Annotated in this window: 9 protein-coding genes; 4 read left to right on the forward strand and 5 right to left on the reverse strand. The window is 69.4% G+C overall.

The features are described from left to right. Nucleotides 1-739 precede the first annotated feature (739 nt). The 3 genes from ACIBM5_RS22345 (at nucleotide 740) to ACIBM5_RS22355 (ending at nucleotide 3728) form a co-directional block, all read left to right on the forward strand. Nucleotides 740-1549: an SDR family NAD(P)-dependent oxidoreductase gene (locus tag ACIBM5_RS22345; RefSeq protein WP_396008438.1), complete on the forward strand. Its 810-nt coding sequence runs from the start codon at nucleotides 740-742 to the stop codon at nucleotides 1547-1549. 176 nt (nucleotides 1550-1725) lie between these two features. Further along, complete coding sequence (locus tag ACIBM5_RS22350; RefSeq protein ID WP_396008439.1) at nucleotides 1726-2844, forward strand: LLM class flavin-dependent oxidoreductase; 1119 nt, start codon at nucleotides 1726-1728, stop codon at nucleotides 2842-2844. An 89-nt stretch (nucleotides 2845-2933) separates the two neighbouring features. Next, the gene (locus ACIBM5_RS22355; RefSeq protein WP_396008440.1) at nucleotides 2934-3728 is read left to right on the forward strand and encodes a hypothetical protein; all 795 of its coding nucleotides are present in this window, start codon (nucleotides 2934-2936) and stop codon (nucleotides 3726-3728) included. A 109-nt stretch (nucleotides 3729-3837) separates the two neighbouring features. On the opposite strand, the gene ACIBM5_RS22360 is transcribed toward ACIBM5_RS22355, so the two are convergent. The 4 genes from ACIBM5_RS22360 to ACIBM5_RS22375 all read right to left on the reverse strand — a co-directional run bounded on the left by ACIBM5_RS22360 (nucleotide 3838) and on the right by ACIBM5_RS22375 (nucleotide 9468). Continuing rightward, nucleotides 3838-5307: an amino acid permease gene (locus ACIBM5_RS22360; RefSeq protein WP_396008441.1), complete on the reverse strand. Its 1470-nt coding sequence runs from the start codon at nucleotides 5305-5307 to the stop codon at nucleotides 3838-3840. A gap of 271 nt (nucleotides 5308-5578) precedes the next feature. Then, nucleotides 5579-7513: a 1-deoxy-D-xylulose-5-phosphate synthase gene (gene dxs, locus ACIBM5_RS22365; RefSeq protein WP_391581793.1), complete on the reverse strand. Its 1935-nt coding sequence runs from the start codon at nucleotides 7511-7513 to the stop codon at nucleotides 5579-5581. A 136-nt stretch (nucleotides 7514-7649) separates the two neighbouring features. Further along, complete coding sequence (locus ACIBM5_RS22370) at nucleotides 7650-8900, reverse strand: ROK family transcriptional regulator (RefSeq protein WP_396008442.1); 1251 nt, start codon at nucleotides 8898-8900, stop codon at nucleotides 7650-7652. A 250-nt stretch (nucleotides 8901-9150) separates the two neighbouring features. Beyond that, complete coding sequence (locus tag ACIBM5_RS22375; protein ID WP_396008443.1) at nucleotides 9151-9468, reverse strand: hypothetical protein; 318 nt, start codon at nucleotides 9466-9468, stop codon at nucleotides 9151-9153. 316 nt (nucleotides 9469-9784) lie between these two features. Between ACIBM5_RS22375 and ACIBM5_RS22380 the strand changes: the two genes are divergently transcribed. Beyond that, complete coding sequence (locus tag ACIBM5_RS22380; RefSeq protein ID WP_396008444.1) at nucleotides 9785-10783, forward strand: asparaginase; 999 nt, start codon at nucleotides 9785-9787, stop codon at nucleotides 10781-10783. Nucleotides 10784-11041: 258 nt separating this feature from the next. Here ACIBM5_RS22380 and acnA read toward each other — a convergent pair whose 3' ends face one another. Next, complete coding sequence (gene acnA, locus ACIBM5_RS22385; protein WP_391581754.1) at nucleotides 11042-13759, reverse strand: aconitate hydratase AcnA; 2718 nt, start codon at nucleotides 13757-13759, stop codon at nucleotides 11042-11044. Nucleotides 13760-14068: the final 309 nt, after the last annotated feature.

The following is a 14068-nucleotide window of genomic DNA, read 5'->3' on the forward strand; positions in this document are numbered from 1 at the left end:
CCACCACAACCGCCGAACAAGCGCACGCACCCGCAATCACCGGCACATGCGCCAACACCCGCATCCGTACTCCCTGGGCAACTACGACTCTCGGCCTCGACACCCACACCCACAGGCGTCGACATCGATACCCGCGCCCACAGCCGCCGGCGCGGGGCACCCGCCCGCACCCGCGATCACGCGCAACTGCCCGCGCCGGTACCTGCAAGACCGACCGCCCGCACCCACGACCGGCCTTGCGACGACTACCGCCATCCGCGCCCGCACCCCCAACCGGGATCACGCCCTCGGCCGCCTCCACCCGCAAGCGCACCCGTACGTCAGGCCCTCGCCGGCACCCACCACCCCAGCCGGCACCTGCACCCGCACTCGCCCCCGCGTCCGCGTCCGCACTTGTCCGCGCCCACGCGCGCCCGCGCACCCGCGCACGCAAGAAAGACACGCCGTCTCCCCCGCCCACCCTCCCGCCACAGAGAGACAGCCCCACGCCCGCCGCACCACCACCCCACCGCCGTCAGGCGCGGCCGCACCGAGCGGTGATGTCCGCCACTCTTGCTGACTGAGCGTCAGTTCACCTGCGGACCTGCGTGAACGCCGGCGCACCGAGTCGGAAAAAGACAGCTGTCTCCCTTCAGGTGACGGGTCGTCAGGTGGCATGGTGACCCCAGCGCAGAGCACGGCCCGCGACGGCGGCCCCGCGCCGAGGCGACAACGTACGCGATCCACAGTGAGGTGCCCCGTGCTGCTCGACCCTTCCGCCGCCCTGCTCACCGATCGCATCGCCGTGGTCACCGGCGCCGCCCGGGGAATCGGCGCGGCGACGGCCGTCGCACTGGCCCGGTTCGGCGCGGACGTCGCCATCTGCGACCGCGAGCCGATCGGCCTTCAGGAGACCGCGAAGGCGATCGAGGCGACCGGCCGCCGTGCGCTCGCGGTCGAACTCGACGTCCGCGACGGCGACGGCGTCGAGCGTTTCCTACGCGAGGCGCACAGCACGCTCGGCGGACTCGACATCCTCGTCAACAACGCCGGCGGCGGCTTCTGGTCTCCGTTCATGGAGGTCCGCCCCAAGGGCCAGACCGCACTGGTCGACGAGAACTTCACCTCCGTCACACACGTGATCCGACACGGCGTCCCGCTCATGCGCGAGGGCGGCTCGATCGTCAACGTGACCAGCATCGAGGCGTTCCGCGCCGCGCCCGGCTTCGCGGTGTACGCCGCGATGAAGGCCGCGGTCGAACAACTCACCAAGTCACTCGCCCTCGAACTCTCGGATCGCCGCATCCGGGTCAACTGCGTTGCCCCCGACGCGATCCCCACCCCCGGCGACGCCGGCCTCGCGGAGACGTTCGAGACCGACGAGGGCGCCTACGACTACGCCGCCAAGGTCCCCCTCGGCCTGGGCACACCGGACGACTGCGCCGCCCCGATCGTCTTCCTCGCCGGCGACCTGGCCCGCTTCGTCACCGGCACCACCCTGCACGTCGACGGCGGCACGATGGCCGCCTCCGGCTGGGTCCGCCGCCCGGACGGCACCTTCACCCCCTGACCCGAAGCGCCGGCGGGCCCGCACCCGCCGGGCCCCGCCGGCGCCCCCGAAGCTCCCGAACGGGCGACCGAACGCACCCGAACCCACCGACCGACCTGCTGACCTACTGACCTACCGACCGACCGGCTGACCGACCGACCACCCCGCCCCGACCAGACCGCGGAACTGGGAGTGCAATGGAATTCGGCATCTTTCTTCAGGGCTACAACCCGTCGTTCCGGCGCGAGGGAAACCCCAACGCCGAACACGAAGCCCTGATGAACGACATGGACTTCGCCATCGCCGCCGATCGGGCCGGCTTCAAGTACGTCTGGCTGAGCGAACACCACTTCCTCGACGAGTACTCGCACCTGTCCGCCAACGACGTCATGTGCGGCTACCTCGCCCACGCCACCGAGCGCATCCACATCGGCTCCGGCATCTTCAACCCGCTCCCTCAGGTCAACCACCCGGCCAAGGTCGCCGAACGGGTTGCGATGCTCGACCACCTCACCAAGGGCCGCTTCGAGTTCGGCACCGGCCGGGGCGCCGGCAGCCACGAGATTCTCGGTTTCCTGCCCGGCATCGAGGACATGTCCGAGACGAAGGCGATCTGGGAGGACGTGATCCGCGAGTTCCCGAAGATGTTCCTCCAGGACACCTACGAGGGCTACAACGGCACCTACTGGCAGCTCCCGCCGCGCAAGATCCTGCCCAAGCCGTACGGCAAGTCGCACCCCGCCATGTGGTACGCCGCCGGCAGCCCGCCCTCGTACGCGATGGCCGCCCGGATGGGCCTGGGCGTACTCGGCTTCTCCATCGGCGACCCGGCGAGCGCCGAGAAACTGGTGGCCGGATACAAGCGCGAGGTCGGCAACGCCGAACCGATCGCCGACTTCGTCAACGACAACGTGCTCGCGGTGAGCACCGGCTTCGTCGCCGAGACCAGGGAACAGGCGGTCGCCAACGCGGTCGCGGCCCGGCCGATGTACCTCACCAGCAACGTCTTCCGCTACCACGACACGTTCCCGCACCCCGAGGGCATCCCGTACTGGCCCGAGCTGATGCCCGACCTGACCCCCGAACTGGTCGAGTTCGCCGCCGACGCCGGTGCCCTGATCTGCGGCGCGCCCGATGGTGTGCTGGACGCGGTCAAAGCCTACGAGGCGGTCGGCGTGGACCAGCTCGTCCTCGGCCTGGGCTGCGACAACCGCGAGAACACGCTCAAGACCATCGAACTGTTCGGCAAGCACATCATCCCCAAGCTCGACACCGAGCCGGAGCACCGCACCACACGATTTCGCCGACAGGCCTGACCGCCCCCACCCGACCACCCCACCCGGCCGGCGTCCCCGGCCGGGTCCGTCCCCCCGACACGTGTCACCGCACGACCCGAAAGGCAGTCATGAGCTTCAAGGAATACCCGATCCGGGTGGGCAGCATGCTGTTCACCGCCGTGGACCCCGAGCGCGGCCACGAGGTGAGCTACAACCGCTGGTACGAGCGCGACCACTACTACGCCGGCTGCATGATCGGCCCCGGCATGCTCGCGGGCAGCCGCTGGGTGGCCACCGCCGACCTCAAGGCGCTGCGCTTCCCGGCCGACACCGACGTGGTCCCGGACATCGAGGCGGGTTCCTACGTCGCGATCTACTGGATCAACGACGGCCAGTTCGACGAGTGGAACGCGTGGGCGGTCGACCAGGTCAACTGGCTCTACGGCAACGACCGCGGCTTCCAGCACCGGATCCACGCGCACACCGGCATGTACCTGCACGACAGCCGCTGGTACCGCGACGAGGACCCGGTCCCGCTGGAGCTCGCCCTCGACCGCAACTACCAGGGCCTGGTCTCGCTCACCGTGCAGCGCGCCGAGGGCACCACGCAGGAGGACCTGGAGGCGTGGTTCTCCGCGCAGTTGCCGGACTTCCTCAAGGGCTCGCCGATCGCGTCGGTGGCCGCGTGGACCGCGGTCCCGCTCAAGGACGACGCTCCCGCGTTCGTCCCGCGCGACCCGAACGCGGCAACCCGCAGCATGCAGCTGTACTTCCTCGAGGGCGACCCGCGCGAGAGCTGGGACACGTTCAAGGAATGGGCCGAGCGGATCGACGCCTCCGGCATCGGCCGGGTCAGCTTCTGCGCCCCGTGGATTCCCACCGTGGTCGGCACCGACAAGTACACGGACGAGCTCTGGGGCTGATCCCCCGCCGTCATGCGATTTGTGCGCGGGCCCGGGTCGATTCGACCCGGACCCGCGCACGTCATCTGACCACCGTCACCGAACAACCCTCATCGAACAACCGTCGCCGTCACCGCAGTCGACTGTGCTGCCGCCCGTAGAAGAAGTAGACGGCGAAGCCGGCCACCATCCACACCAGGAACCGCAGCCACGTCTCACTGCTGAGATTGATCATCAGCCACAGCGTGGCCAGTATGGACAGAATCGGCAACCACGGCACGAACGGCACCCGGAACGCGCGCGGCAACTCCGGTCGGGTCCGGCGCAGGATCAGCACGCTCGCGGCAACCACCAAGAACGCGAACAGTGTGCCGATGTTGACCATGACGTCGATCTCGTGGATCGGAGTGAACCCGGCGATCGCCGCCACCACCACCGCGATCAGTATCGTGCTCATGTGCGGCGTGCCGTACTTGGGATGCACCTTCGCGAACAACGGCGGCAGCAGCCCGTCCCGGCTCATCGCGAAGAAGACCCGGCTCTGCCCCATCATCAAGATCATGCACACGGTGGTAAGACCGGCCACCGCGCCGACGCTGATGATGGTCGCGATCCAGCCCTTGCCGACCGACCGGAATGCCTCGGCCAACGGCGCGGAGGACGAGAGCATGTCGTAGCGCTGCATACCGACCACGACCAGGGCCACCGAGACGTACAGGATCGTGCAGATCACCAGGGAACCGAGGATTCCGATCGGCATGTCGCGCTGCGGCTTGCGGGTCTCCTCGGCGGCGGTGGCGACCACATCGAATCCGATGTAGGCGAAGAACACGAGCGCGGCACCGGAGAAGATCCCCATCACACCGTAGATCTGCGGCTCGAACCCGAACAGGGTCTGCACGAGCGGCGCCTTGAGCCCGCCGTTCCCGGATGCGGGCGGCTGCGAATCGGGCACGAAGGGGTTGTAGTTGCCCGTCTTGACGAAGAACAGGCCGGCAAAGATCACCAACAGCACGATCGCGAGCTTGACGGTGACCATGATGAGGTTGAACCGTGCCGAGAGCTTGATCCCGAACACCAGGATCGTCGCGACCCCGAGCACGAGCAGCAGCGCCGGCAGGTTGACCTTCCCACCGTCGCCCGGCGCAGCCGTGATCGCCTGCGGCAGGTCGATGTTCGCCTGCGAGAGCAGCGAGGTCAGATATCCCGACCACCCGATCGAGACCACCCCGACGCCGAGCGCGAGTTCCAGAATCAGGTCCCAGCCGATGATCCACGCGGGCAGTTCGCCGAGCGTGGTGTACGAGAACGTGTACGCGGAACCCGCCACCGGAACCGTGGACGCGAACTCGGCGTAGCACAGCGCGGCGAGCCCGCAGACGATCCCCGCCAGCACGAACGACAACGCGACGGCGGGGCCCGCGTAGTCCTTCGCCGCCGTACCGGTCAGCACGAAGATGCCCGTGCCCACCACCACGCCGACGCCGAAAACCATCAGGTCGAGTGCGGACAACTCCCGGCGTAAGCCGTGCCCTTCGGAGACATCGGTGTCCTGGATGGACTGCTCGATGTTCTTGGTGCGAAACAACGCGTTGGCCATGGCAACACCTCCTGGTGGCGGAGACCGTTGCCATGATCGAGGCTTTCACTCCTGTTTTCGGGTGACCGATCCTCGGCGCGTCAGGGTGATCTTCGAGCCCACCCCGGAAATCGACGCCGAGCACCCACAAAGCCGAAGCCCAAAACCCCCAAAGCCCCCGAAACAGCCGCGAAGCCGCGAAGCGCAAAACGATCCCGGGCTCCTGGAGCAAGAGCCCGTGGCTTCTCGCTCCCGACCCCGGGATCGTCGCAATGCGCGCGGCGGCCCTCGATCAGGCCGTCGTCTCGTGCTGCTCGGCGTCGGCGTCCACGGTCTTGGACGCGATCTCCTCGACCACCTGGCGGGAGATGTCCTGGGCGTTCAGGCCGATCCGAACCAGGATGTCCGAACGCTCCGCGTGGTCGAGGAACTCTTGCGGAATACCGAAGTCGCGCAGCGGTACGTCCACCCGCGCGTCCCGCAACGACTGCGCGATCGCCGATCCGACGCCACCGGCCCGGCCGTTGTCCTCGATCGTGACCACGAGCCGGTGCCGGGCCGCCAACGGCGCGATCCCGGCCGGAACCGGCTTGATCCAGCGCGGGTCGACCACGGTCGCCGCGATGCCCTGGTCGGCGAGCCGATCGGCGACCTCGACCCCGATCTCGGCCATCTGCCCCACGGTCACGATCAGCACGTCGCCGCGCTCACCGCCGCCGTTGCGCTCGGGGCCGGTGCGGCGCAGCACGTCCATCCCGTCGATCCGGCCGATCGCCTCGATGTCGGCGCCCACCGCGCCCTTGCCGAAGCGCACGACGGTCGGCGCGTCGTCGACCTCCATCGCCTCGCGCAACTGCGCGCGCACCTGCGTGGCATCGCGCGGCGCGGCGAGCCGCAGACCCGGCACGACCTGGAGGATCGACATGTCCCACATGCCGTTGTGGCTGGCCCCGTCCGGCCCAGTCACACCGGCCCGGTCGAGGACGAAGGTCACGCCGCACTTGTGCAGCGCGACGTCCATCAGCACCTGGTCGAACGCGCGATTGAGGAAGGTCGCGTACACCGCGACCACCGGGTGCAGCCCGCCGGTGGCCAGGCCCGCCGCCGAGGTCACCGCGTGCTGCTCGGCGATCCCGACGTCGAACACCCGGTCCGGGTGCTTGGCGGCGAACTTGTGCAGTCCGACCGGGATCAGCATCGCCGCGGTGATGCCGACGACGTCCTCCCGCTCGTCCGCGATGGCAACCATCTCGTCGGCGAACACCGACGTCCACGACGCGCCCGACTTCTTGACCGGCAGGCCGGTCTCGGGGTTGATCACGCCCACCGCGTGGAACTGGTCCGCCGCGTCGTTGACCGCGTGCGCGTAGCCCCTGCCCTTCTGGGTGATCGCGTGCACGATCACCGGGCCGCCGAAGCCGCGAGCCCGGCGCAGCGCGTTCTCCACCGCCTCGACGTCGTGCCCGTCGATCGGGCCGACGTACTTCAGGCCCAGGTCCTCGAACAGACCCTGCGGCGCGACCGCGTCCTTGAGGCCCTTCTTGGCGCCGTGCAGCATGTCGTAGACCGGACCGCCGACCACCGGGGTGCGGCCCAGCACGCCCTTGCCCCACTCCAGGAAACGCTCGTAGCCGCGCGTGGTGCGCAGCGTGGCGAGGTGGTCGGCGAGTCCGCCCTGGGTCGGGCCGTACGAGCGCTCGTTGTCGTTGACCACGATGATCACCGGGCGATCCTTGGCCGCCGCGATGTTGTTCAGTGCCTCCCAGGCCATACCGCCGGTCAGCGCGCCGTCGCCGATCACCGCGACCACGTGCCGATCGGTTTGACCGCGCACCTGGTACGCCTTGGCCAGGCCGTCAGCCCAGGACAACACCGTGGACGCGTGCGAATTCTCGATCACGTCGTGCTCGGACTCGGCCCGGCTGGGATAGCCGGACAGACCGTCGGCCTGACGCAGCTGCCCGAAGCCGTCCTTGCGACCGGTCACGATCTTGTGCACGTAGCTCTGGTGCCCGGTGTCGAAGAGAATCTTGTCGCGCGGCGACTCGAACACGCGGTGCATCGCGATGGTCAGCTCGACCACACCGAGGTTGGGACCCAGGTGACCACCGGTCTTGGAGACGGACTCCACCAGGAAGGTGCGGATCTCGTCCGCGAGCTGCGCGAGCTGCTCGGGCGAGAGGGCCTTGAGATCACGGGGTCCTCGAATGCTGTCCAGCAGGGCCACCCGTTCCTCCTTCGTCAGATCCGTCACCGCCCCCACGGGTCTGCGTGCAGGAGAGGCGTCCATCGAGTCTAGACGCGGCGATGCGGCCGGATGGTTCGCATCGGGGTACACCGATGAGCCATCCGTGCGCGCCGACTCACGTCGAGGCGCCCGCGACCAGCACCTGGGGCGTGCGTTCGACGGCGAAGGGGGTCATCTCGCTCATCACCATCGCCATCGCGCCGAGCACCTCGGCACGCTCGCCGAGCGACCCGGTGACCACGGTCAACCGGCGTGACGCGCTGGGAATGGCGTACCGCCCGACCGACTCGACGATCGGCGCGATCAGCAGGTCACCGGCGCCCGCGAGGTCGCCGCCGAGGATGATTCGCTGCGGATTGAGCAGATTCGTCAGGCTCGCCACGCCCACGCCCACGTGCCTGCCGGCGTCCGCCACCACCCGCCGGCAGCCCGCGTCGCCGGCCTTGGCGAGTTCGATCATCCGCTGGATGGTCAGGTCGGTGCCGTGGCTGCCGCGCAGCAGGTCGAGCAGGTAGGAGGCGTTGGTGAAGGTCTCCAGGCAGCCCCGGTTGCCACACCTGCACACCGGCCCGGACTCGTCCAGCGTTATGTGACCGATCTCGCCTGCGGTGCCGCCCGGACCCCGGTACAACCGGCCGCCGATCACCAGGCCCGCGCCGACGCCGCCGGACACCTTGAGGTAGGCCATCTCGGTGCAACCCACGCCCGCGCCCCAGACGAGTTCGCCCAGCGCGCCGAGGTTGGCGTCGTTGTCCACCAGGACCGGCAGGCCCAGCCGGGCCTGCATCGCCTCGCGCGGGTGACAGCCCACCCAGCCCGGCAGGATCGTCGTCGAGCCGAGCGCGCCGGTGTCGATGTCGATCGGGCCGGGCACCCCGAGCCCGACCCCGGTGACCTCGCTTCGGACCGCGCCGGCGCGCTCCAGCAGCACGCCCAGCAGTCGATCCGCGAGCGCGAAGCCCTCGTCGGCGGAGGAGTCGACGTCGATCGGGACATGCTCCTCGGCGAGCACCCGGTGGGCGAAGTCACCGATGGCCACGCGCAGGTGGCGATGGCCGAAGTCGATGCCGACGACCACACCCGAGGCGCGGCTGAGCGAGACGTTGCGGGCCCGCCTGCCGCCGGAGGACGTGGGGGTCACCTCGACCATGTCGAGGACCTTCAACTCCCGTACGATGTTCGACACCGTCGCGGCGGACAGCCCGGTGCTCCTGGCGATCTCGGCCTGGGTGAGCGCACCCGCCATGCGGACCGCGTGCAGGACCCGATCGAGGTTGGCCCGGTGCAGCGAGGACTGCGACCCGGACGAGTGCGACCCCGGCGACTGGGCCTGCGGAAAGCGGGACCCCGTCGTGCCGTCGGACATCTGCGATCCCCTCGCCCCGGTGCGATTGACGTACTTCTTGTGTGCAAGTCCTGAACTCTATTGCCCCCTCTGTTCGGGCAGAAGAGTCAAACCTGAACGCAGGCGTCACGATCGGGCCTCTATTCACTCCCGCAGCGCCGGTGCGCGCATGGAACGTTACAAACACCCCTTTCGCCCCCGGTCGCCGCGTCCCCATCGCCGTCCGGGCAGGGCCGGAGCAGGGTCGGAGCTGTCCACGACGTCGCGCACGTCACAGTCGGGGCTCCCAGCGCTCGCCCGCGAGAGCCTTTTCGACCAGCCGAACCGCACGCTCGGTGGCCGCCGCGCGCGAGCCCTCGTACTCGTACATGCGCAGCGCCGCCTCCACCGCCTGCACGGGCACCCGCTCGGCAAGCTCGCCGCGCGCCGTGCCGTAGCCGTGTCGGGCCGCGGCGAGCGCGGCGGCCACGTGCTGGCGGGCCATCCGGGCCAGGATCAACGGGTGTTTGCGCAGGACGTCGTGGCTTCGGTAGCCCGGCGGGCACAGGTCGAACAGCCAGGCGACGGCCGTGTCCTCCCAACCCGCCACACCGGGCGGCCGAACGCCCCTCGGCCATCCCGTCGGCGCGATCCCGTCCCTGCCTCGGGGCTTGGATTTCGCCCCGTCCCCGGTTTTGGCATGGGCAAAGCGACCCGGCTGCTCCCAGGCCGGGGTGTCGCGATCGCCATTGCCGTACATATGTTCGATTATGCGCGGTGGCAGACCGAGAATGCACACGTGGATCATGGAGGGGGAGCATCCGTACCCGCGTTCGACTCCCACGTCGTCACGCCTGCGCCCGCCGTACCCCGCTGCACCTCTGCGCCCGACCTCGTTCGACTCTCGTACGACCTCAGGAGGACCCGTGATCCAGGCCGACCGCGCCGGTGACGAGGCCGCGTTCGCTCACATACCGCTGGTCGGCGTGTGGCGGAACGGCTTCCTGGAATCGATCCACCACGGCACGGCCGTACTCACCGGCACCGACGGCTCGGTGGTCGAAGGACACGGGGCCGTGGACGCGCCGATGTTCCCGCGCTCGGCCAACAAGCCGTTCCAGGGCCTGGCGATGGTGCGCAGCGGGCTGGACCTGGACGGCGAACTGCTCGCACTCGCCTGCGCCAGCCACTCCGGCGAGACGTTCCACCTGGAGGGGACCCGGCGAATCCTGTCCCGCGCGAGGTTGCCGGAGAGCGCGCTGCGCTGCGTACCGGACCTGCCGCTGGGCACCGCGCAGCGCGATGCGTGGCTGGCGGCCGGCAAAGGGCCCGAGCGGATCGCGATGAACTGTTCGGGCAAGCACGCCGCGATGCTGCTCACCTGCGTGCACAACGGCTGGCCGACCGAGGACTACCTGGAACTCGGGCACCCGTTGCAGCAGGCCGTCCGCCGAGCGGTCGAGGACGTCGCCGGCGAGCCGGTCGCGGCGGTCGGCGTGGACGGGTGCGGGGCGCCGCTGTTCGCCATCTCGCTCGCGGGCCTGGCCCGGTCGTACGGCCGCTTCGCGGGCGCCGCCGAGGGTACCCCCGAGCGTCGGATCGCGGATGCGATGCGGGCCCACCCGGAGTGGGTCGCGGGCACCGGTCGCGACGTGACGGGGCTGATGCGGGCGATCCCGGGACTGCTCGCCAAGGACGGCGCCGAGGCGGTGTACGCGGTGGGCCTGCCGGACGGGCGGGGCGCCGCGGTCAAGATCGCGGACGGGGCGACGCGGGCCCACATCGTCGCCATGGCGGCGCTGCTGTGGCGCATGGGCGCGGACGAACAGAGCCTCGCCCCGTTCGCCCAGGCGCCCGTGTACGGCGCCGGCGAGGTGGTCGGCGCGGTCCGCGCATTCCCCCTTTTGGGTGAACCGGCGCCCTAGCCCTGTCGCCCGCATGGGCCGAGCGCCAAACTGACGCTGCGGCCAGTTGGGAAACCAACCGGCCGCGCCAATTCCGGCATCTCCGATGCGCCCGCAGGCGCAGACGGTCCCACTTGCGGGCGCACGCGCCCTGCCCGCAGCCGCCCGGCTCACCGATCGAGCCCGGGACGGTGCACCGAACGGCACCGGGCCGGGCCCCGAAGGAGCCCGACCCGGTGCGGCGATGCCGTACGACGACCTGGCGTCGCGGTGCGGCGGTCAGCCCTTGTTCACCAGCGAACGCAGCACGTACTGCATGATGCCGCCGTTGCGGTAGTAGTCCGCCTCGCCGGGGGTGTCGATGCGCACGACCGCGTCGAACTCGACGCCGGTGTCCGTGGTGACCTTGACCGTCTTGGGGGTGCGACCCTCGTTCAGCGCGGTGATGCCCTCGAACGCGAAGGTCTCCTCGCCGGTGAGGCCCAGCGTGGTGGCGCTGTGGCCGGCCGGGAACTGCAGCGGGATGACGCCCATGCCGATCAGGTTCGAGCGGTGGATGCGCTCGTAGGACTCGGCGATCACCGCACGCACACCCAGCAGCGAGGTGCCCTTGGCCGCCCAGTCGCGCGACGAGCCCGAGCCGTACTCCTTGCCCGCCAGCACCACCAGCGGGATACCGGCGGCCTGGTAGTTCACCGACGCGTCGTAGATCGTCGACACCGGGGCGTCGGCCTGCGTGAAGTCACGCGTGAAGCCGCCCTCGGTGCCCGGCGCGATCTGGTTGCGCAGGCGAATGTTCGCGAACGTGCCGCGGATCATCACCTCGTGGTTGCCCCGGCGCGAGCCGTACGAGTTGAAGTCCTTGCGCTCGACACCGTTCTCGGCCAGGTACTTGCCCGCCGGGCTGTCGCCCTTGATCGAGCCCGCCGGCGAGATGTGGTCGGTGGTGACCGAGTCGCCGAGCTTGGCCAGCACGCGGGCGCCCGCGATGTCCACAACCGGGGCCGGCTGCATCTGCATGCCCTCGAAGTACGGAGGCTTGCGCACGTAGGTCGACTGCGGGTCCCACTCGAACGTCGCGCCCGTCGGGATCTCCAGCGACTGCCAGCGCGAGTCACCCGCGAAGACGTCGGCGTAGCGGTCGATGAACATGTCCTGGTCGATCGAGGAGGCCACCACCTCGGCGATCTCCTCGTCGCTCGGCCAGATGTCGGCGAGGTAGACCGGCTTGCCCTCGGGGTCCAGGCCCAGCGGCTCGGTGGTGATGTCGATGTCCATCGATCCCGCGAGCGCGTACGCGATCACCAGCGGCGGCGAGGCCAGGTAGTTCATCTTGACGTCGGGGTTGATCCGGCCCTCGAAGTTGCGGTTGCCCGAGAGCACCGAGACGACCGCGAGGTCGGCGTCGTTGACCGCCTTGGAGACCTCCTCCGGCAGCGGGCCGGAGTTGCCGATGCAGGTCACGCAGCCGTAGCCGACCAGGGCGAAACCGACCTTGTCCAGGTACGGGATCAGACCGGCCTTCTCGTAGTAGTCCATGACGACCTTGGACCCGGGCGCGAGCGTGGTCTTGACCCACGGCTTGCGGGTGAGGCCCTTCTCGACGGCCTTCTTCGCGAGCAGCGCCGCGCCGAGCATGACCGAGGGGTTCGAGGTGTTGGTGCACGAGGTGATCGAGGCGATCACGACCGCGCCGTGGTCGATCTCGTACTCCACGCCGTCGTCGCCGACCACCTTCGTCGGGTTGTGCACGCGACCGTTCGAGCCGGTCGGTGCGTCCGAGGCCGGGAAGGACTCCTTGCCGGACTCGTCGCCGTTGGTGACGTAGTCCGCCAGCGCGCTGCGGAAGCGGGACTTGGCCTCGGCCAGCACGACCCGGTCCTGCGGGCGCTTGGGACCGGAGATCGAGGGCACCACGGTGGAAAGGTCGAGCTCGATGTACTCCGAGTACTCCGGCTCGTGGCTCGGGTCGTGCCACAGGCCCTGGGCCTTCGCGTACGCCTCCACCAGCGCGAGCTGCTTGTCGTCCCGGCCGGTCAGTCGCAGGTAGGTAATCGTCTCGGCGTCGATCGGGAAGATCGCGCAGGTCGAGCCGAACTCCGGCGACATGTTGCCGATGGTGGCGCGGTTGGCCAGCGGCACCGCGCCGACGCCCTCGCCGTAGAACTCGACGAACTTGCCCACCACACCGTGCTTGCGCAGCATGTCGGTGATGGTCAGCACCACGTCGGTAGCGGTGACGCCCGGCTGCGCCTTGCCGGAGAGCTTGAAGCCGACCACACGCGGGATCAGCATGCTGACCGGCTGGCCGAGCATCGCGGCCTCGGCCTCGATGCCGCCGACGCCCCAGCCGAGCACGCCCAGGCCGTTGACCATCGTGGTGTGCGAGTCGGTGCCGACACAGGTGTCGGGGTATGCCTGTCCGTTGCGCACCATGACGGTGCGAGCCAGGTGCTCGATGTTGACCTGGTGCACGATGCCGGTGCCGGGCGGTACGACCTTGAACTCGTCGAACGCGGTCTGGCCCCAGCGCAGGAACTGGTAGCGCTCCTTGTTGCGGCCGTATTCGATGTCGGTGTTGATCTCGAACGCGTCCGGACGGTTGAACACGTCGGCGATGACCGAGTGGTCGATGACCATCTCGGCGGGCGCGAGCGGGTTGATCCGGGAGGCGTCGCCGCCGAGGGCCTTCACGGCCTCGCGCATCGTGGCGAGGTCCACGACACACGGCACGCCGGTGAAGTCCTGCATGATCACGCGCGCCGGCGTGAACTGGATCTCTTCGCTCGGCTCGGCCTTCGCGTCCCAGCCGCCCAGGGCACGGATGTGATCGGCGGTGATGTTCGCGCCGTCCTCCGTGCGGAGCAGGTTCTCCAGCAGGACCTTCAGGCTGTAGGGAAGGCGCTTGCTGCCCTCCACCTTGTCCAGCCGGAAGATTTCGTACGACTCGTCACCCACGTTCAGGGTGGAGCGAGCGTCGAAGCTGTTCGCGGACACGACGGTCTCCCTTGATCTTGTGCGTTTCTCCCGCATCCTGCCGACACCCACTCGACGTACGCCAAGCAAGGTGACCCTAACCAGGGATGCCGGGGTCTGCGCCCCGCAGATATCTTGATGTCAAGACAAGTCTAGTCTAGGCCCCGCCTCGTCCGTGCGGGTACCCGCCACACACCGGCCGACCCGTCGGTCGCGGATTCCTCGGGGCGATCTCCCCCACACGCGCGCGTGCGCCCCTAACATGCGGGAAAGCGAGTCCGGTACGACCCACCGAGTGGGTCCGGAGAGTGGTCCGGGGCAGGCGTTCGG

Source organism: Embleya sp. NPDC050493, assembly GCF_044458105.1.
Classification (GTDB): domain Bacteria; phylum Actinomycetota; class Actinomycetes; order Streptomycetales; family Streptomycetaceae; genus Embleya.